Raw genomic sequence first — 18,406 nt, 5'->3', positions numbered from 1 at the left:
AATTGAGCGATGCACCAGGTATCGGTGGGGTAGGAAGCCCGAATGGCGGCGGCACTCGCGTGCAGGCCGCCATTGCGCGTGCCGCTGCCGCCACCGGCGTCGACTTCAAGTACCTGATGGCCCAGGCCAAGCTCGAGTCCAGCATGGACCCGGGCGCCAGGGCGTCGACATCCAGCGCCGCCGGCCTCTATCAGTTCACTCAGGGCACCTGGGTCGAAACGCTCGACCGCCATGCCGATCGCCATGGCCTCGACTGGGTCGGTTCCGCGATTGACGGTGGGCGGATCACCGATCCCACGATGCGCGCGCAGATCATGTCGCTGCGCTACGATCCCGACACTTCGGCGATGATGGCTGCCGAACTGGCCAGCGACAACCGCGCCGAGCTGACCGGCGTGCTGGGCCGCGAGCCGGATTCGTCCGAGCTATATCTCGCCCACTTCCTCGGCATTTCCGGGGCCAGCCAGTTCCTGTCGGCCCTCGATACCAATCCATCGCAGAGCGCGGCCTCGATCCTGCCCAAGGCGGCAGCGGCCAATCGCGGCATCTTTTACGACGGCGGCGCACCGCGCAGCGTCGGCGGGGTGATGGATCTCATCCGCGGCAAGGTGTCGCAGGCGATGAACGGCGAAGCGCCGGCGCAGTGGGCGACGATGTCGACCAATGCGCAGCTCGCGGCAGCACCGGCTGCACCGCAATCGCACCTGGGGCCAATCGCCCGCGAATTCCATGCCGGACTGGGCGAGGCGCCGCAGATGGCGACGCGCTCCATGTCCGCAACTCTCCAAGGCACATTCGGTTCGGGCTCGGGGGCGGATGCCGCCCCGGCGCATGTCCGTAACGCCTACGCCAAGCTTGCGAGGTTCGGACTGTGAATCTGTTCAAACGCGTTTCGGACCCCGGGTCCCTGGCGTTGCCGGCCGGTATCCTCACGCTCATCGTGCTGATGATCGTGCCGGTCCCGGCCATCGTCCTCGACATCTCCTTCGTCATGAACATCGCGCTTTCGGTGGCGATCCTGATGGCGGCGATGAACGCGGACAAGCCGCTGGACTTCTCCTCGTTCCCGTCGGTCCTGCTCTTCGCCACCTTGCTGCGCCTGGCGCTCAACGTCGCCTCGACGCGCGTCGTGCTGGTCCACGGACACGAGGGCGAGGCGGCCGCGGGCAAGGTCATCGAATCCTTCGGCGCCTTCCTGATCGGCGGCAATTTCGCCGTCGGCATCTTCGTCTTCCTGATCCTGATGATCATCAACCTGGTCGTGGTGACCAAGGGCGCGGGACGCGTGTCGGAAGTTTCGGCACGTTTCACCCTCGACGCCTTGCCGGGCAAGCAGATGGCGATCGACGCCGACCTTGCTGCCGGACTGCTCACCGCAGACGAGGCCAAGGCCCGCCGCCGCGAAGTGTCCACCGAGGCGGACTTCTACGGCTCGATGGACGGTTCGTCGAAGTTCGTGAAGGGCGACGCGATTGCCGCGTTGCTGATCCTGGGCGTCAACATCATTGCCGGCTTCTGCCTCGGCATGATCAGCCACGGGCTGTCTGCCGGAGAGGCCGCGCAGACGTACATCACCCTGGCCATCGGCGACGCGCTGGTCGCGCAGGTTCCCTCGCTTCTGCTGTCGATTGCCGCTGCGGTCATCGTCACCCGCGTTGCCGACACCCGCGACCTTGCCGGCCAGATCGGCGGCCAGTTTGCCGATCCCGGCACCTGGTTGCCGGTTGCCGTCGTGCTTGGCGCGATGGGCATGATCCCGGCGATGCCGCAGTCGATCTTCTTGCCCGCATCGGGTCTCGCCTTCTGGTTGTGGTATGCGCTCAAGAAGCGGCGCGACCGCCCGGTGGTGGTGGCCGAGCCGATGCCCGAACCCGTCGATCCGGCGAAGATCGAGCTGGAGGAAGTCTCCGACCACACGCTTGTCACCATCGAGCTGGGCTATGGACTCGTCCAGCTGGTGGACGACCGCAAGGGTTCACCGCTTGTCCAGCGCGTCACCGGCGTGCGCAAGCAACTCAGCCAGGCGTTCGGCTTCATCGTGCCGCAGTTCCGGGTGCGCGACGCGCTCGACATGCCGCCGCACGAATATCGCATCATGCTGGGCGGGGTGAACCTGGGCGGCGCCATGATCCGCGCCGACAAGGTGCTGGCCATCGATGCCGGCGAAGTGCGGCCGAACCACACGCTCAAGGGCGAGGCGACGCGCGATCCCAGCTTCGGCTGCCCGGCGCTGTGGATCGACCCGGCCCAGCGCGACCATGCCACGGCAGAGGGCTTCCTTACCGTCGATGCCGGCACCGTCATCGCCACGCACCTCAACCAGCTCCTGTCGGAACGTCCGCAGGACATGCTCGGCCCCGATCAGGTCAAGGACTTGCTGGAATCGCTCAAGGAACATGCCTCGGGCCTTGTCGAGACGATCCATCCCCAGCCGCTCACGCTGGCTGCGATCACCCGCCTGCTGCGCTCGCTGCTGGAAGATCACATCCCGATCTCGCATCCCTTGCCGATCCTGCAGAGCCTCAGCCGCGCGGTGCAGCAGACGGTCGATCACGACCGGCTGGTGGAACTGCTGCGGGCCGATCTGGGCGCCCTGATCGTCGGGCGCATCTGCCCGCCGCACGAGCGCCTGCCGGTCCTGACGCTCGACGCCGGGCTGGAATCCGCCATCGTCCAGGGCATGCAGGACCCGGTCACCGGTCAGCCGGTGATCGAACCCGACCTCGCCCGCATGATCGGCGAGCGCGTATCCGAACTGTCGGAGGCCCGCGGCCCGGGCGCGATCCCGCTGACGCTGGTCGTCCAGCCCCGCGCCCGCCGTACCTTGGCTGCGCTGCTGCGCCTGCGCGCGCCTTCGTGTCTCGTACTCAGCATTGCCGAACTGCCGGCGACCCAACCGATCGAGGTGGTCGACGTCATCGGCAGTGCGCCGCCGCAGCGACAGGCTCCGGGCCTGCCGCGACCAGACCATAACGATCCAGCTGAAAGCATGGCAGCATGAAGCACGATCCCAATGCATTCGCGCCCGCGCCGACCTACAAGGTCAACACTGCGCAGTCCCGGCGTGTCAGTGGCGCCTATCAGGGTGACGTGGCGGACCGGGTTCGCCGGTTCCTGCCGATGGTCAGGCGGCTTGCCTGGCATGTGAACGGAACCGGCCGGCCCGGTATCGAACTCGAAGACCTGATGCAGGCTGGCCTCGTCGCCCTGACCGAGTGCGCCCAGCGTCATCAGGGGCCGGGCGAGGACGGCTTTGCCGCCTATGCCAAGATGCGCGTGCGCGGGGCGATGGTGGACCTGATCCGCCGGACGCTTCCGATGTCGCGCGGTGCCAGTGAAAGGCGGCGCCTGCTGGCCGAGAAGCAGACCGAACTGCGCGGGGTGCTGGGCCGCGATCCATTGCCGCAGGAACTGGCCGAGGCCATGGGCATCGACGAAGCGGAACTGCACGCCCTGCGCGATTCCAGCCAGCCGCTGCACTTCGAGCCGATCGACGAGATCTATTCCGACCAGAACATGGCCTTTGCCGACGAGACCCCCGACAGCCTTTCCATCCTCCAGGACGAGGAGATGCGCGAGGCGGTCATCGCCGCCATCGCCGAGCTTCCCGAGAGGCTCAAGCTGATCGTCTCGCTCTATTTCGTGGAGGAACTGAACCTCTCCGAAATCGCGCAAGTGCTCGATGTCTCGATCCCGCGCGTCCACCAGCTCAAGGCGCAGGCTCTCGCCAAGCTGCGCGAGGCGCTGGAAGGCATGGCGGAGATCATCTGATTCCGGCCTGAAGAGCGTGCAGAACTGCACGTTCGACGGGGCCGGAACACAGGCTTGCCGCCTGCACGGCAACCGTTTGCCGCATTTGCCGCCTCATTTGCGACGAGGCGTTCGCGGCGATGCAACTACCCCTCTCCCGGCCGCTTCAACATACGCGGGGACGGAGTGCGCTCGATGCGCCTCCTGTGTGTTGAACCGAAGAAGCCTTGGGAGATGCAACGTGATAACCATTACCCCGCTCGGGCTGGCGATAGGGCTGATCGTCCTTGCCGTGATTGTCGGCGCCGCCCTCATGTACATGCGCAAACGCCATAGCGAGCAGCTGCGCGACCGCTTCGGCGGTGAGTACGACCGCACCGTTCGCGAAGCCGGCAATGCGCATCGCGGCGAAACCATCCTGCACGAACGCGAAAAGCGCGTGGCCTCGTTCGACATCCGTCCGCTCTCGGAAGAAAGCCGGGCCCGTTACGTTGAAGCATGGCGCAAGGTGCAGGCCCGCTTTGTGGATTCCCCGGCCGATGCCGTGACCCGCGCCGACGTTCTTCTCGGCGAAGTCATGGAAGAGCGCGGCTATCCGGTCGTCGATTTCGAACAGCGTTCGGCCGACCTCTCCGTCGACCATGGCGACGTGGTGCAGAACTATCGCGCCGGCCATGCCATTGCCGAGCGTCATTCGCGCGGCGAGGCGGGCACCGAGGACCTGCGTCAAGCCATGATTCACTATCGCGCCCTGTTCGACGATCTCGTCCATGAGCCGGTCGACAGCACTCCGGTCATCGAGGGCCGCGACGGGCGCATCCATGACATGCGCAAGGACAGGAGTTTCAGCCGGGAGAAGCTCCACGACTGATCATATCGACAGCGCCGAATGCATCGCCTTGCAGCGCAACCGCGCGTGCTTCAGGCGATGGCCCGCGATCTGACGGCTGATGAGCGGCAGGCAGCAGGGCGCCACACATCGCCCCTGCATGCCGCTCAGGCGGCAACCCGCTCGTTGGATGGCGGGTTGAGGCGGTTGAGCACCGCCGGAACTTGGGCCGCGGGAATGGCCTCGCAATGGAAATGGCCCTGGACGCGATCGCATCCCATGACCGTGAGCAGCTCCATCTGATCGGACGTCTCGACACCTTCCGCGGTTACCGAAATGCCCAGGCTGTGCGCGAGAGCGATCATGCCGTGGACGATCTTCTGGTCTCGCGTGTCGCTGGTCAGGTTGGTGATGAAGCTGCGGTCGATCTTCAAGCGGCTGATGGGCAGTTCCTTCAGATGCGTGAGCGAGGCAAAGCCAGTGCCGAAATCGTCGAAGGCGATTTCGACGCCTGCGTTCGACAGCGCATGAAGTTCGCGCCGGACGATCTCCGATTGCTGTCCCAGGAACATGCCCTCGGTCACCTCGATGCCGATGCGTTCGACACCGACGCCATGCCGGTCGAGCAAGGTCAGGAGGCGTGCCGCGAAGTGCGGGGCGTCGAAGTCGGCGGTCGTCGTGTTGTATTTCACTTGCGCGAACGGAATGCCTGCATCGATCCAGGCGCGGGTCTGCATGATAACCGCTTCCTGCACGAACGTGCCGATCTCCGCGCAGAGCTGGCGCGATTCGAAAACCTCCTCGAACGCGCCGGGTGCGATCAGGCCGAGCACCGGATGATGCCAGCGCAGCAGGGCTTCGAACGATGGCAGGCCGCTTTCATGCAGGCCGACGATCGGTTGGTAGAACAGTTCGAACTGTCCGGCGGAAAGGCCTGCGTGTGCCTGTTCCTGGATCAGAACGCGCCGCCGCGTGCGCTCCAGCATTTCCGGCTTGAAGCGGATACAGCGGTTCCGGCCCACGCGCTTGGCCGAATAGAGCGCGACGTCGGCGCAATTGATCAACTCGGCCGTGCACTGGCCGTCCTTTGGATAGACCGAAAGGCCGATGCTTGCCGTCGCAAGCAGGAAGGCCGGTCCGATCTGGACGGGAGCCCTGACCGCTTCCTGCATTTGTTCTACGATGTCCGCCAGCGGCTCGCTGTCGGGCGTGCGCTTCAGGACAATGGCGACCTCGTCGCCGCCGGGCCTTGCGATCAGTGCCTCGCTGCCCAGCACGGTGCGCAGGCGATAGGCCATGGTCTTGAGGAACTGGTCACCGGCATCGTGCCCGCTGACGTCGTTGATGTCCTTGAAGTTGTCAATGTCGAGCATCAGCAGCGCCAAGCCGTGCTGGTGCAGTTGCGCCTCGCTCAGGAGCTGGGCGAAGCGATGCTGGAAGCCGAGGCGGTTCTGCAACCCGGTGAGCGCATCGGTGACGGCCATCGCGCGCATGCGCTGCTCGGCGTTCTTCTGTTCGGTGATGTCGAAGCGACAGGAAACGAAGCGGCAGACCTCCCCCGCCTCGTCGAGTTCGGGGAAGATCGTCGTCGAGACCCAGTAGAGCGAGCCGTCCTTCGCCCGGTTGCAGATTTCCCCGCGCCAGATTTCGCCGGCGCAGATCGTGTTGAACATGGTCTTGAAGAAGGCCCGGTCGTGATGGCCGCTGTTGAGGATGCGGTGGTTGGCGCCGACGAGTTCCTCGTGACCGTAGCCGCTGATCTCGCAGAACCGGTCGTTTGCATAGAGGATCCGCCCGGCGCGGTCGGTCACTGCGACGATCAGGACATCGTCGACGGCCTCGATCCAGAACGAGCCGGCCTGCTGGCCATGATCCTGCAAACTGTTGACTGCGGGTGATCCCATCCGGCGGTGTCCCGAATCGCGGTTTCAATTCGTCTCCTGATAACGGTAACGCGGCTAACGGTTTTGCGTTGGGCAGCTAGGGGACTCACCGCTGGTAAAGATAAATCCGCGTCAATATCTCGCCGAGGAGCGCGAGCCGCCGCAAACGCGGCAGGATCAGCGGCCCGCTTTCTCCGCAAGCAGTGCAGGGGTCAGCACCTGGGGCAGCTTTTCGGGTGCGCGGCCCGGGGCGTACCAGACATAGAGCGGAACGCCGGCCGCGCCCTGAGCGGTGAGATAGCGGGTAATATCCGGATCGCGCCGGGTCCAGTCTCCGCGCAGCACCACTACGCCTGCCTTTTCGAAGGCGGCCCGGGTGTCCTCGCGCTCTATGGCGACTTCCTCGTTGACCTTGCAGGTAAGGCACCAGTCCGCCGTCATGTAGACGAAGACCGGCTTGCCCGAAGCGCGGGCCTGCGACAGCGCTTCCTCGCTGAACGGCGCGGTCTTCAGGATGCTATCGACATGCGCGGCACGCGGGCCCGGACGCGGCAGGAGGGCAAGTCCGGCAACGGCAGCGAAGGTCGCAAGCATAGCCGCGGGCGCGGCGCTGCGACCCCGGCGCTGGGCCATGCCGGCCCCGGCGAGCGCCACGAGGACGACGCCGGTGAACAGCAGTGCGCCCAGCAGGAACCATTCGCCTCCGATTTTCCACGCCAGCCATGCGAGGGCCAGCGCGGTCAGGCCCATCGGCACGGCCATGATCAGCCTGAAGCGGCGCATCCACGCCCCGGGCCTGGGCAGGCGGCGGCGCAGGGCCGGGATGAATGCAACTGCGATGAAGGGCAAGGCGATGCCCAGGCCCAGCGCGGCGAAGAGGGCCAGCGCGGGCACGACCGGCAGCAGCAGCGCCGCGCCCATCGCGCTCGCCATGAACGGCCCGGTGCAGGGCGTCGCGACGAAGGCGGCAAGCAGGCCGGTGGCGAAGGCACCCTGCGTATAGCTGCGCGGGCTGCCGCCGGACACGAAACCGGGAACGGCGAATTCGAACAGGCCGAGCAGGTTCGCGGTAATGGCGCTTGCCAGCAGCAGCAGGCCGACCACCACCAGCGGTTCCTGCAACTGGAAGGCCCAGCCCACTTCCTCGCCCGCGGCGCGCAGCACCAGCAGGACGCCGCCCAGCGCCAGGCACGCGGCGATGACGCCGGCGGCGTAGGCAAGGCCCTCGATCCGCGCATGGGCCTCGCTCTCGCCCGCGCGGGCGAGGCTGAGCGCCTTGAGGCTGAGGATCGGGAAGACGCAGGGCATGACGTTGAGCAGCAAGCCGCCCGCCAGCGCGGCGAGCAGCAGCCATGGCAAGGAGGGCAGCACAGGTGCGCCGCCGGCTGCGATCGTTTCCCCGCCCGTCGGCACCGTGCCGTGCCGTGCGGTGAAGGAAATGCCGTTGCCGGCGCGGTCGAACTTGAGCACGCCTTCAATCACTGCCGGGCTCTGCGGGTCGAAACCGACGCGCGGGATCGTCACCAGCAGCAGGTCGCCCTTGCGCGCGAAAACCTGCGGCGCGGCGTAGTCCACCACCTTGTCCTGCGCGATGAAGACGTGCGGTTCGCCAAGGTCGACCGAAGCCGGAAGCGGAATCGCGAGACGCAGGGACTGGTCGGAAAGCGCCATCTCGACCGGCGCGCCCAGCGGTGCGGGCAGGCGGCGGGTCCATTCGGCAAAGCGGGCGGGGTCCTCGCCCGGCGCACCGACAATCACTTCGGTGCCAAGGTCGGCGCGTTCGGGCACGCAGATCTGGTCGGTGCAGGCCAGCCACTGCGCCTTGACGCGCACCGGCAGGCGGCTGCCCGGCCGGGCATTCGCAGGCAGGGTCAGCGGCACGAGAACCGCGTAGTCGCTCTCATAGACATGGTTCATCAGCCCGGAGACGATCAGCGTGTGCGGTACCGGGTACTGCGGCTGGCCGACTTTCGCGCCGGAAGGCAGCGCCCAGTCGAGCTGCATGCCCAGCCCCGCGTCGCCCGGATTGGTCCAGTAGCCGTGCCAGCCCTTTTCGGGCTTCATGTCTATCGCGAGGGTGACGTGGCCGCCATCCGGGGCAGGCGGCCCGGCCACCAGCTGTGCAGCGATATGGTTCGGCGCTGCCGATACTGTCGCCGGAAGCAGGAACAGGGCCAGCAGGTGACACATGACTGCCACAAACAGGCGATAGCGGCGCGTATCCATGAAGCTCCCGTGCATCCGGCGGCCTTGCGAAACATATTCGCTCCGGCCAAAGTTGCATTGCCTGCATTGCGCTGACTTTTCAAGGAACCTCCCCCCATATGCCTCTCGCCTCGCGCCTTTGCCTCGCACCGCTCGTCCTTGCCGGTCTCGCAGCATTTTCGGCTCCGGCCCTCGCCGGGGATGCACCTTCTGCCCAGGCGCCTTCCCCGCAGGCGCCGGCTGCCCGGACTGCGCAGGAAAAGCCGAAGCTGATCCTGGCCATTTCGGTCGATCAGTTTTCCGCCGACCTCTTCGCCCAGTATCGTGAGCATTACAGCCACGGCCTTGGCCGCTTGCTCACCGGCGCGGTGTTCCCGTCGGGATTCCAGTCGCATGCCGCTACCGAGACATGCCCCGGGCATTCGACGCTGCTGACCGGCGTTCACCCGGCACGCACCGGCATTATCGCCAACAACTGGTATGTCCCGGGCATCGGCCGCGAGGACAAGCAGGTCTATTGTGCCGAGGACGAAAGCAATCCGCAGAGCACTTCAGACGATCCGGTCGTCTCGCCCGATCATCTCAAGGCGCCGACGCTGGGCGACCTGATGAAGCAGCGCAACCCGGCCGCGCTCAATGTCGCGGTCTCGGCCAAGGACCGTGCGGTCGTGATGATGAGCGGGCACACCGCCGATGCCGCCTACTGGTTCAAGGGCAAGGGCTTCACCAGCTATGCCGACCGCAAGCTGTCGCCCGCAGCGCAGGCCGAGAATGCCGCGCTGGCGCAGACCGTGGGCGCGGGCAGCGGCGACCTGCCGGTCCCGGGCTGGTGCGGCGCGGTCGATCGCGCAATGTCGCTCGGTACATTCTCGATCGGTACCTATCGCTTTCCGCTCAAGGCGGGCGACTTCAAGGGCTTCAGCGTCAGCCCGCGGATGGATGCGGCGACCACCGACATGGCCGTGCGCCTTGTCGACGAGATGGGCCTTGGCAAGGATGACTTCACCGACGTTCTTTCTGTCAGCTATTCGGCGACCGACAAGGTCGGCCATGCCTTTGGCACCGAGGGCGTCGAGATGTGCATCCAGATGGCGCAGCTCGACCAGACCATCGGAACCCTGCTCGATGCTCTCGATGCGCGCGGGATCGATTACCTGGTCGTGCTGTCGGCGGATCACGGCGGCATCGACGCGCCCGAGCGCCTGCGCGAGCAGGGCGTGCCCGATGCGGCCCGCCTCGATCCTTCGCTGACCGGCCAGGCCTTGGCGCAGGCGGTGTCGCAGGATACCGGGATCACTGCGAAGTCCGGGCCGCTCCTGTACGGTGCGGGCAGTTCGGGCGACATCTGGCTGGCCGACGGCCTGAGCGCCAGGGAGCGCCGCAAGGTGATCGCGGCACTGGTCGCCCGGCTCAAGGCGAACCCGCAGATCGCGGCGGTCTTTACCGCCGATGAGCTCAAGGCGGCCAAGATCCCCAGCGGCAATCCGCAGGACTGGACGATGATCGAACGCGTCGCGGCCTCCTACAACCCCGCCCACTCGGGCGAGGTTCTGATGATGACGAAGCGCGGCGTCGTGCCCGGCACCGAGCCGCATCCGGGCTATACCGCCACTCACGGCAGCCCCTGGGACTATGACCGCCGCGTGCCGATGCTGTTCTGGCGCCGGGGCATGGTGACCATGGAGCAGCCGCAGCCGGTGGAGACAGTCGACATCGCGCCGACGCTCGCCGCACAGATCGGTCTGGTCGAACCGGCGGGGACCTGGGATGGCAGGTGTCTCGACATCGACGCTTCGGAGGCCGATAGCTGCTCGCGATGAGCGAATCGCAGACGACCATGCAGCAGGCGGCTTCTCCCGAACTCGGGGAGCGCCGCGACCTGATCATCCTTGGCGGCGGCCTTGTCGGCATGACGCTGGCACTGGCGGCCGCCCGCTCGGGCATCACCAGCCACGTCATCGACCGGGCCGATCCCGCTGACCTGACCGCGGTCGGCGCCGATGGCCGCGCCTCGGCGATCTCTACCGCGAGCTGGAACCTGTTCCGCAACATCGGCATCGCCGACAGTCTGGATGCGCTGGGCTGTCCGATCGATTCCATCGCGGTAACCGACGCCATGAAGCCGGGCCGGATCGATTTCACGCCCAAGCCCGAGGAAGGCTCGCTGGGCCGCATGTTCGCCAACCGCGATTTGCGCATCGCGTTGTTCGATGCGGCGCGGCAGGAACCGAACATCGCCTGGCACGTGAAGACCGAGGCGGTGCGCCGCGATCGCGGGCCTCACGGTGTCGAGGTCGAGCTATCCGACGGCCGCGTGCTCAAGGCGAGCCTGCTCGTCGCGGCGGAAGGGCGCCAGTCGCCCACTCGCGACGAAGCCGGTTTCGCGCTGGCCAAGTGGGACTACAAGCACCGCGCCTTCGTGACCGGGCTGTTCCATGAAAAGCCGCATGACAATACCGCGTGGGAGATCTTCTATCCCGCCGGGCCTTTCGCGCTATTGCCGCTGCTCGACGACGAGGAGGGCCGCCATCGCAGCGCGCTGGTCTGGACCGTCGCGGAAAAGGACGCCGCCGGGATCACGGCCATGCCTGACGCGATGTTCGTCAACGAAGTGGCATCGCGCATGCACGGCGTGCTGGGCGCGATCTCGCTATCCGCGCCGCGCATGTCCTATCCGCTGCGGTTCCACCATGCAGGTCACGTGATCGACGACCGCCTCGCAGTGATCGGCGATGCCGCGCACGGCATGCATCCGATTGCCGGTCAGGGACTCAATCTGGGCCTGCGCGATGTCGGTGCGCTCGTGGAAGTGCTGACCGAAGGCATGCGTCTCGGCCTTGAGCCGGGCGATGCGCAGCTCCTGGCCCGCTACGAGAAGTGGCGCAGCCTCGATGCCTTCATGGTCATGTCGGTGACCGACGGACTGACCCGCCTCTTCGGAATCTCGGGCCGCCTGCCCAGCGCGGCGCGGCGCCTTGGCATGGGCGCCGTCCAGCGCATGCCGACACTCAAGCGCTTCTTCATGGACGAGGCGCGGGGCATGTCGGGCAAGCTGCCCGCACTGCTGCAGGGATAAGGACGCAGGCCCGGCCCACGCGCCCGCCTCAGTTGACCGGCATTTCCATCGGTTGATCTGCGCTGTCTTCGCCGGGCATGGATTCCGGCGTGCCGGGCGTGGCCAGGGGGCTGGGCTGATCGACCTTGTGGCCCTCGGCATCCTGCAGGCGGCGCGGTTCGAGCATGGCCGTCGTTTCCAGCAGGTCGAGTGCGCGCTGGACTTCCTCATAGCGGCGGGCGTCGGCGATCCAGCGGTCGGCGGCTTCCGCGCCCGGCAGGCGTTCCACTTCGGAGACCGCGCTGCCGATGCGCTTGGCGGTAAGCATGACGCTGGCGCGTTCGATCCTTGCCGACGGGCTCATCAGCGCCGCCGAATCGCGGTGGACCTTGAACATCCCGGCCAGTTCGGTGCGGGCACGGTCCCACAGGCTCATGTCGCTGCCTGTCGCGCTCAGTTCGGGTGAAAGCGCCTCCAGGCGCGCGCGCAATTCGTCGATGGTGACGGGGTTCTTCGAGAAATCGATCACCGTCTGCACCGCGCGCGGCTGGGCATTGGCGAAACGCAGGCGCAGCTGGTCGGCGACGTAGCTGAGCGGCTCGCCGCGATCGACCATGCGGCGTGCGGCAAAGGCGATCAGCAGGCCCTCGGCCCTTGCGGCATTGCCCGATGCGGCGTCGGTCTGGAAATCGATGCGGGAGAGCCGGTCCTCCAGCAGCGCGAGGCGCCCCTCGATCGATCCGATCGCGGCAAGCTGCTTGGCCGTGGGCTGAGAGGGCTGCGCAGGTGTTTCGGGAGCGACGCTTTCGGTATCCGGCTCGGCAATCGTGGCGGGCTCTTCGGTCGGTTCCTCGACCGGCTGCAGCTTGTCGAGATAGCCGCGTGAACCCGCCCAGGCGACCAGCAGGGCGCCCAGCAGGAAGGCGAGCAAAGCCACGAAGATCACCCCGCTGCGCGAGCGCGGGCGGGTATGGGTTGCAGAGGATATCGCTGAATTGTCCTGCATCGAGCCTTTTTCGTTTATGGGACCCTGTTTGCGGTGTCTTGGCACATCTGCGAGGCCAAGACCAGTAAGGCGGCATCGCTCGGTTCGTCGGCGCTGTGCAGTGCGGCCCAGCCATCGCCCGTCCGTTCGGCCACGCGGGGGCCGATGGCGGCCAGGGAAACGGTCCCGCGGTCGATTCCCGATGCCTCCACGCACTGTGCGAAGTGGGCGGCAGCCTCGCCGGAATGCAGCAGGACCACACAAGGCGCAGTCAACAGGCGCTTCAGGTCCGCGGGGAGGGGCAGGGGCTCGCTGGCATAGACTTCGCGTGTGGTCATTGTCACGCCGGGGGGCAGCGAAAGCTCGACCCGTTCGCGTCCGGCGAGCCGAAGCAGGCGACGGTGCCCGGGCTCGAGGTCAGGCAGTACGCGCTGCAGCCCGCCTTTTCCGGTCGCCACGATGTCAAGGCCGGCGGCCCGCGCCGCATCGGCCGTCTTTTCGCCCACGGCATAGGCGGGAAGCCCGCGGTAGGTTTCCAGCGCCGCGCCGCCATGGCGCAGGGCATTGGCGCTGCCCAGCAGGATCGCGTCGACATCCCGCGCGGGAACCGGCTCCCATTCGAGCGCCCGGATCGCGAAGAGGGGGTAGCAGCGCGCATCGAGGCCCATGGCATGGGCTGCGACTTCCGTGGCACCCGCTCCGGGTTCGGGCCGAATGATGACGAGAGGGGTCATCGCCCCGCTCAGGCCGGTCCGTCGAAATGAGCGGCGATGGCCGGGACTGCGCGGGACAGGAGATCCGCACCCAGTCTGGCGGGGGCCTCGAGGTCGCTCGCGGCAAACCGGATTTCGCCTTCCACCTTCTCGGCACCGTCCGGGCTGTACAGGGCGGCGCGCAGCACGATCCGGTCCCCTTCCAGGCGGGTCAGCACGGCGATCGGGCTGTGGCAGTTGCCGCCCAGCGACGCGAGCAGCGCGCGCTCGGCCATCACTGCGGACCGGCTGGGGCCATCGTCGATGGCCGAGAGAATCTCGTGGGTGCGCGCATCGTCGGCGCGGCATTCGATCAGGATGGCGGCCTGTCCCGGTGCCGGGAGCCATTCATCCTCGGCCAGAGGGTGGCCGGTTCCGGTCTGGCCCAGGCGCTCGAGCCCGGCGGCGGCAAGGAAGGTCGCGTCGGCTTCCCCCGCGGCCAGCTTGGCGAGGCGGGTGGCGACGTTGCCGCGAAAGGTGATGACCGAGCAGTCCGGGCGCGCGTGAAGCAGCTGCGCTGCGCGGCGCGGGGCGCTGGTGCCGACCACGGCGCCGGGCGGCAGGGCGTGGATGCTGTCGGCACCGATCAGCACATCGCGCACGTCCGCGCGCGGCAGCACCGCGCAGATCGCGAAAGCATCGGGCCGGATCGTCTCCACGTCCTTGGCCGAATGCACGGCGAAATCGATCTCCCCGGCAGCCAGCCAGGCGTCGAGTTCCTTGGTCCACAGGGCCTTGCCGCCGATTTCGGCGAGGGCGCGGTCCTGGATGCGATCGCCGCTGGCGGTAACCGCGACGATCTCTATATGCGCAGGATCGATTCCATGGGCCGCGGCCAGACGATCGCGCGCTTCCTCGGCCTGGGCCATGGCGAGCGGTGATCGGCGGGTGCCGAGGCGGAGTTTCATGTCTTGTTTATCGTGTGCCATCGGCGGGTTGTGCTACCCGGCATTGTCGTTCAGGGAAAGTCGCGATGAGGACAGTTCTCGGGATAGAATCTTCCTGCGATGAAACGGCTGCCGCGCTCGTGACCGACGGGCGCGTCATTCTTGCGCAGCGCATCGCGTCGCAGGACGAGGTGCACCGCCCCTATGGCGGCGTCGTGCCCGAGATCGCCGCGCGCGCCCATGCCGAGCGCCTCGCTCCGCTGATCGAGGCCACGCTGGCCGATGCCGGCATGAAACTGGACGAGGTCGATGCCATCGCCGCCACGGCCGGTCCCGGCCTCATCGGCGGCGTGATGGTCGGCCTCGTTACGGCCAAGGCCCTGGCGATGGCGGCCGACAAGCCGCTCATCGCGATCAACCATCTTGAAGGCCACGCCCTCTCGCCCCGCCTGGCTGACGAGACGCTGGCCTATCCCTATCTGCTGCTGCTCGTTTCGGGCGGCCACTGCCAGATTCTTGCGGTCGAAGGTGTCGGGCAGTTCCGCCGCCTGGCCACGACCATCGACGATGCCTTGGGCGAGGCTTTCGACAAGACCGCCAAGCTGCTGGGCCTCGGCTATCCGGGCGGCCCCGCGGTCGAGCGTCTGGCCGCGCAGGGCGATGCGAAGAAAGTGCACCTGCCGCGCCCGCTTGTGGGATCTTCCGAGCCGCACTTCTCCTTCGCGGGACTCAAGAGTGCGGTGATGCGCGCCAAGCACGCGCTCGATGCGGCGGCGGACCCGGATTATACCGATGCGGATATCGCCGCCTCGTTCCAGCAGGCCGCGATCGACTGCCTGATCGACCGCACGCGGCGCGCGCTCAGGGGCGTGGGCGAAATGAACGCGCTGGTCGTTGCCGGTGGGGTCGCTGCGAACACGGCGATCCGCGGTGCACTGGAAGCCCTTGCAGAAGATCATGGCCTGCCATTCGTCGCGCCGCCGCTGGGCCTGTGCACGGACAATGCGGCGATGATCGCCTGGGCGGGCGTTGAACGTCTTGCACTGGGGCAGTCGGATCCGCTGGATACGGCCGCGCGCCCGCGCTGGCCGCTCGATCCCAATGCAGAAGCCGTTCGCGGCGCGGGAGTGAAGGCATGACGTGCAAGGTTGGGGTCATCGGCGCAGGCGCCTGGGGCACGGCCCTGGCGCAGTCGCTGGCGAGCGACGGCAGCGACGTGCTGCTCTGGGCGCGCGAGAGCGAAGTCGTGGCCGAAATCAACGCGCAGCACCGCAACAGCCTGTTCCTGCCGAGCGCCGGGCTTTCCCCGACGATCCGCGCTACCGGCGATCTTGCAGAGATGGCGGGATTGGCGGCGCTGCTGCTGGTGGTGCCTGCGCAGTTCCTCGCCTCCATCATCGCCCTGTTGCCCAGGGGTGAGCATGACCTTGTCCTGTGCGCCAAGGGGATCGAGGCCGGCACCGGGCGCCTGATGTCCGATGTCGCGGCCGCTGCCGCGCCTGATGCACAGCTGGCGGTGCTGTCCGGGCCGACTTTCGCGCATGAGGTCGCCGCCGGGTTGCCGACCGCGGTGACGCTCGCCTGCGCGGGCGGGGAAGCGCAGTGGGACCGGCTGGCGCCGCTGATCGTGCGCCACACCTTGCGCCCCTATTATTCCGACGATGTCATCGGCGCCGAGATCGGCGGCGCGGTCAAGAACGTCCTCGCCATCGCCTGCGGCGTCGTCGAGGGGCTCAACCTCGGCCAGAACGCCCGTGCGGCACTGATCGCGCGCGGCTATGCCGAGATGCTGCGCTTCGGCATCGCGCGCGGCGCGCGGGCTGAGACGCTGGCCGGCCTTTGCGGCTTGGGCGACATGGTACTGACCTGCAATTCCACTTCCAGCCGCAACTTCTCGCTCGGTCTTGCGATCGGGCAGGGTCAGTCTGCGGCGGCGGCCCTCTCGGGCAAGAACAGCGTTGCCGAAGGCGCGGCCACCGCGCCGGTCCTTGCCGAACTGGCCGCGCGCGAGGGGATCGACATGCCCATCGTCCAGGCCGTGTGCCGCTTGCTGAAGGGCGATGCGCCTGCAGGAACCGTAGTTGAAGACATGCTCGCACGGCCGCTGCGCGCAGAGCAGGAAGCCAGTACTTGAGCGAGACTTCCGGCAGCGCCCAGGGCGCGCCCGGTTCCGGCGACCGGGATGACATTGCAGCGCTGGCCAAGGGCGGGCGGACGAACTTCTTCGGGTTCTTCCTGCGCCTGGCCGCGCGCATACCGTTTCTCTTCATCGCCGGCCGCGCCGCGGTCTACGGTCCGGCCGCACTCGGTCGCTTCGCCTCCGCGCTGGTGGTGATCGAACTGTGCGCAATGATCTGCACGATGGGCGAGAAACGCGGTCTGGCGCAGCGCCTCTCCGATACCGAGGGCGAGGTCCATCCCGCCAATGTCGTTGCTGATGGCATGGTCCTCGCGATCCTCGCCTCGTGCGCGGCGGCACTGATCCTCTGGTTCGTGCCCGCGCTGACGTTCCCGGGCGGCAAGTACACCGAGATCGACCGCTTGATGGTGATCGCCATCCCGCCCCTGACCCTGACCGAGATCTGGCTCGCGGCACTGGCCTATCGCCTGCGGATCAGCCCGACGGTCTGGTCGCGCGCCATCGTCGAGCCATGGACGATCTCGATCATGGCGGGCGCGATGATCTGGATTGCGCCCGAAAGCGGCCTTTCGCTGGCCTATATCGCCTCGATCTTCGCAGCGGCGATCACGGCCTTCATCCCCTTCATCCGCGAATACGGCCTGCCGCATCACTGGCGCCCCAAGGGCGGGCAGATGCGCCGTCTTGCGGTCCGTTCGATGCCGATCGCCCTGGCCGACACGATCGAGTGGGGGACGCGCCGCGTCGACATCTTCATGCTCGGTTTCCTTGCGCCGCCTGCCGCAGTGGGCGTCTACTACGCCGCCCAGCAGGTCGCGAGCCTGCCGCAGAAGCTCAAGACCAGCTTCGAGCCGGTGCTGGGGCCGGTCATCACCCGCAACCTGAAGGAAAAGGATTACGGGGCGATTGCCCGGCAGGTCTGCCAGGTGGGTTTCTGGATCACCGCGGCGCAGGCCGGCATTGCGCTTGCACTCGGTATTCCGGGTGAAGGCGTCATGGGCCTCGTCGGGCGCGAGTTCGTCGGCGGCACCGGCGCATTGGCCTTCCTGCTGGCCGCGGAAGTCGTCGCCGCGACGGCAGTCGTCAGCGAGGCGGCGCTGATCTACGTCGCCCGGGTCAAGAACCTCGTGGTCTCGGTAGTTACCATCGGCCTGCAGGCGGCCCTGACGCTGGCAGGCATCATGCTGATGCAGCACTATGGCTACAATTCGCTGTACCAGGCGGCAGCCGCTGCAATCGCGCTGATGCTGGCGCTGGGCTTCGCCTCGGTCGTCAAGTCGCGCATGCTGGCAAAGCACCTTGGCGAGAAGATCAACAACTGGCGCTGGGCGCTGGTCTGGGCGGCCGCTCCGGCGGTCGTCATCGGTTTTCTCGCCACGCAGTACCTGCCGGAATGGGCCGAGCTGCTGTTCGGCATCCCCGCAATCCTCGGTTCGTACCTCTACGTCATCTGGAAGAAAGCCTTCGGTCCCGAAGATCGCAAGCTGTTCCAGAAGACGAAGGCGGCCTGAACGCGATTAAACCACTGTAATCGGTTCGTCGCGCGTCAACGGCATTCAGTCGCGATTAACCCGCATTAGGCCCTTCTTCGCTCCGGGAAAGAATCCGAGAGGAGGGAAGGCCATGCCGAAGCAAAACGCAGGCCCGCGTTCATGGATTGCGGGCACGAGTATTTCGACGGTTCTCTTTCTTGTCGCCGGCTGTGCGGGTGAAACCGGCGATCTGGCAAGCGGGCAGGGCGCTGTGCAGGCCAATACGACAAGACCGCGCGAGGCCGCGACCCAAGCGCCGCCTGCCGTGGCCGTTCAGGATGGGACCACGATCGTGACCACCGCGCAGCGCAAGAACGCGGGCTCGGTGCAGGCCGAGGAGCAAGTCGCCCCGCCGGCGTCGATCGCGATGGCCGCGCCGCCTTCACCC

The 18,406-nt window shown here is 67.1% G+C and carries 14 protein-coding genes and 1 pseudogene; 10 read left to right on the top strand and 5 right to left on the bottom strand.

The genetic code is table 11. From position 1 onward, the window contains the following. The first annotated feature begins 2 nt into the window (after positions 1 to 2). The 4 genes from J3474_RS03040 (at position 3) to J3474_RS03025 (ending at position 4,621) form a co-directional block, all read left to right on the top strand. Entirely contained in the window at positions 3 to 875 is an 873-nt protein-coding gene (locus J3474_RS03040; RefSeq protein ID WP_242528171.1) for a lytic transglycosylase domain-containing protein, read from the top strand. Further along, positions 872 to 3,001, top strand: a complete 2,130-nt coding sequence (locus J3474_RS03035) for a flagellar biosynthesis protein FlhA (protein ID WP_007012291.1) — start codon at positions 872 to 874, stop codon at positions 2,999 to 3,001. Before J3474_RS03040 ends, J3474_RS03035 begins: the two co-directional genes overlap by 4 nt. Then, positions 2,998 to 3,771, top strand: a complete 774-nt coding sequence (locus J3474_RS03030) for a sigma-70 family RNA polymerase sigma factor (protein WP_013834311.1) — start codon at positions 2,998 to 3,000, stop codon at positions 3,769 to 3,771. The genes J3474_RS03035 and J3474_RS03030 overlap by 4 nt, the downstream gene beginning before the upstream one ends. A gap of 220 nt (positions 3,772 to 3,991) precedes the next feature. Next, entirely contained in the window at positions 3,992 to 4,621 is a 630-nt protein-coding gene (locus tag J3474_RS03025) for a hypothetical protein (protein WP_051010097.1), read from the top strand. A gap of 125 nt (positions 4,622 to 4,746) precedes the next feature. Here J3474_RS03025 and J3474_RS03020 read toward each other — a convergent pair whose 3' ends face one another. Together J3474_RS03020 and J3474_RS03015 are read right to left on the bottom strand one after the other, a co-directional pair. Continuing rightward, positions 4,747 to 6,483: a bifunctional diguanylate cyclase/phosphodiesterase gene (locus J3474_RS03020; RefSeq protein WP_207093065.1), complete on the bottom strand. Its 1,737-nt coding sequence runs from the start codon at positions 6,481 to 6,483 to the stop codon at positions 4,747 to 4,749. Between the two features lie 156 nt (positions 6,484 to 6,639). Next, positions 6,640 to 8,688 carry a protein-disulfide reductase DsbD gene (locus J3474_RS03015; protein ID WP_207093064.1) on the bottom strand — a complete coding sequence of 683 codons (2,049 nt, stop codon included), beginning with the start codon at positions 8,686 to 8,688 and terminating at the stop codon, positions 6,640 to 6,642. 98 nt (positions 8,689 to 8,786) lie between these two features. On the opposite strand from J3474_RS03015, the gene J3474_RS03010 reads away from it, so the two are divergent. Both J3474_RS03010 and J3474_RS03005 read left to right on the top strand, forming a co-directional pair. Further along, entirely contained in the window at positions 8,787 to 10,487 is a 1,701-nt protein-coding gene (locus J3474_RS03010; protein ID WP_207093063.1) for an alkaline phosphatase family protein, read from the top strand. Next, on the top strand, positions 10,484 to 11,743 hold the full coding sequence (locus tag J3474_RS03005) for an FAD-dependent monooxygenase (protein WP_207093062.1): 1,260 nt from the start codon (positions 10,484 to 10,486) through the stop codon (positions 11,741 to 11,743). Before J3474_RS03010 ends, J3474_RS03005 begins: the two co-directional genes overlap by 4 nt. 28 nt (positions 11,744 to 11,771) lie before the next feature. Here J3474_RS03005 and J3474_RS03000 read toward each other — a convergent pair whose 3' ends face one another. Genes J3474_RS03000 through hemC form a run of 3 tightly spaced genes read right to left on the bottom strand, consistent with a single transcriptional unit; the run spans position 11,772 to position 14,388 of the window. Beyond that, a complete protein-coding gene (locus tag J3474_RS03000; RefSeq protein WP_207093061.1) occupies positions 11,772 to 12,728 on the bottom strand; it encodes a hypothetical protein in 957 nt (318 codons plus the stop codon). A 14-nt stretch (positions 12,729 to 12,742) separates the two neighbouring features. Next, a complete protein-coding gene (locus tag J3474_RS02995; protein WP_207093060.1) occupies positions 12,743 to 13,441 on the bottom strand; it encodes a uroporphyrinogen-III synthase in 699 nt (232 codons plus the stop codon). An 8-nt stretch (positions 13,442 to 13,449) separates the two neighbouring features. Next, positions 13,450 to 14,388 (bottom strand): hydroxymethylbilane synthase, encoded by a 939-nt coding sequence (gene hemC, locus J3474_RS02990; protein ID WP_207093059.1) that lies wholly within the window; start codon positions 14,386 to 14,388, stop codon positions 13,450 to 13,452. A gap of 44 nt (positions 14,389 to 14,432) precedes the next feature. Between hemC and tsaD the strand changes: the two genes are divergently transcribed. The 4 genes and pseudogenes from tsaD to J3474_RS02970 form a co-directional block, all read left to right on the top strand. Continuing rightward, entirely contained in the window at positions 14,433 to 15,485 is a 1,053-nt protein-coding gene (gene tsaD, locus J3474_RS02985) for a tRNA (adenosine(37)-N6)-threonylcarbamoyltransferase complex transferase subunit TsaD (RefSeq protein WP_207093058.1), read from the top strand. Further along, positions 15,482 to 16,480 (top strand): NAD(P)H-dependent glycerol-3-phosphate dehydrogenase, encoded by a 999-nt coding sequence (locus J3474_RS02980; protein ID WP_207093057.1) that lies wholly within the window; start codon positions 15,482 to 15,484, stop codon positions 16,478 to 16,480. Before tsaD ends, J3474_RS02980 begins: the two co-directional genes overlap by 4 nt. After that, positions 16,477 to 17,997: a lipopolysaccharide biosynthesis protein gene (locus tag J3474_RS02975; RefSeq protein ID WP_207093056.1), complete on the top strand. Its 1,521-nt coding sequence runs from the start codon at positions 16,477 to 16,479 to the stop codon at positions 17,995 to 17,997. Before J3474_RS02980 ends, J3474_RS02975 begins: the two co-directional genes overlap by 4 nt. Before the next feature lie 112 nt (positions 17,998 to 18,109). Continuing rightward, positions 18,110 to 18,406: pseudogene (locus J3474_RS02970) on the top strand (hypothetical protein); the annotation flags it as partial.

Origin of the sequence: Novosphingobium sp. PY1, assembly GCF_017312445.1 — a bacterium.
Lineage (GTDB): Bacteria > Pseudomonadota > Alphaproteobacteria > Sphingomonadales > Sphingomonadaceae > Novosphingobium.
The sequence above is the reverse complement of the archived record's forward strand: the minus strand, read 5'-3'. Positions and strand labels throughout refer to the sequence as shown.

Coding starts and splice junctions, on each gene's coding strand:
- J3474_RS03030 (WP_013834311.1), top strand. CDS start 2,998: ATGAAGCACGATCCCAATGCATTCGCGCCCGCGCCGACCTACAAGGTC.
- J3474_RS03020 (WP_207093065.1), bottom strand. CDS start 6,483: ATGGGATCACCCGCAGTCAACAGTTTGCAGGATCATGGCCAGCAGGCC.
- J3474_RS03015 (WP_207093064.1), bottom strand. CDS start 8,688: ATGGATACGCGCCGCTATCGCCTGTTTGTGGCAGTCATGTGTCACCTG.
- J3474_RS03010 (WP_207093063.1), top strand. CDS start 8,787: ATGCCTCTCGCCTCGCGCCTTTGCCTCGCACCGCTCGTCCTTGCCGGT.
- J3474_RS03005 (WP_207093062.1), top strand. CDS start 10,484: ATGAGCGAATCGCAGACGACCATGCAGCAGGCGGCTTCTCCCGAACTC.
- J3474_RS03000 (WP_207093061.1), bottom strand. CDS start 12,728: ATGCAGGACAATTCAGCGATATCCTCTGCAACCCATACCCGCCCGCGC.
- J3474_RS02995 (WP_207093060.1), bottom strand. CDS start 13,441: ATGACCCCTCTCGTCATCATTCGGCCCGAACCCGGAGCGGGTGCCACG.
- hemC (WP_207093059.1), bottom strand. CDS start 14,388: ATGGCACACGATAAACAAGACATGAAACTCCGCCTCGGCACCCGCCGA.
- tsaD (WP_207093058.1), top strand. CDS start 14,433: ATGAGGACAGTTCTCGGGATAGAATCTTCCTGCGATGAAACGGCTGCC.
- J3474_RS02980 (WP_207093057.1), top strand. CDS start 15,482: ATGACGTGCAAGGTTGGGGTCATCGGCGCAGGCGCCTGGGGCACGGCC.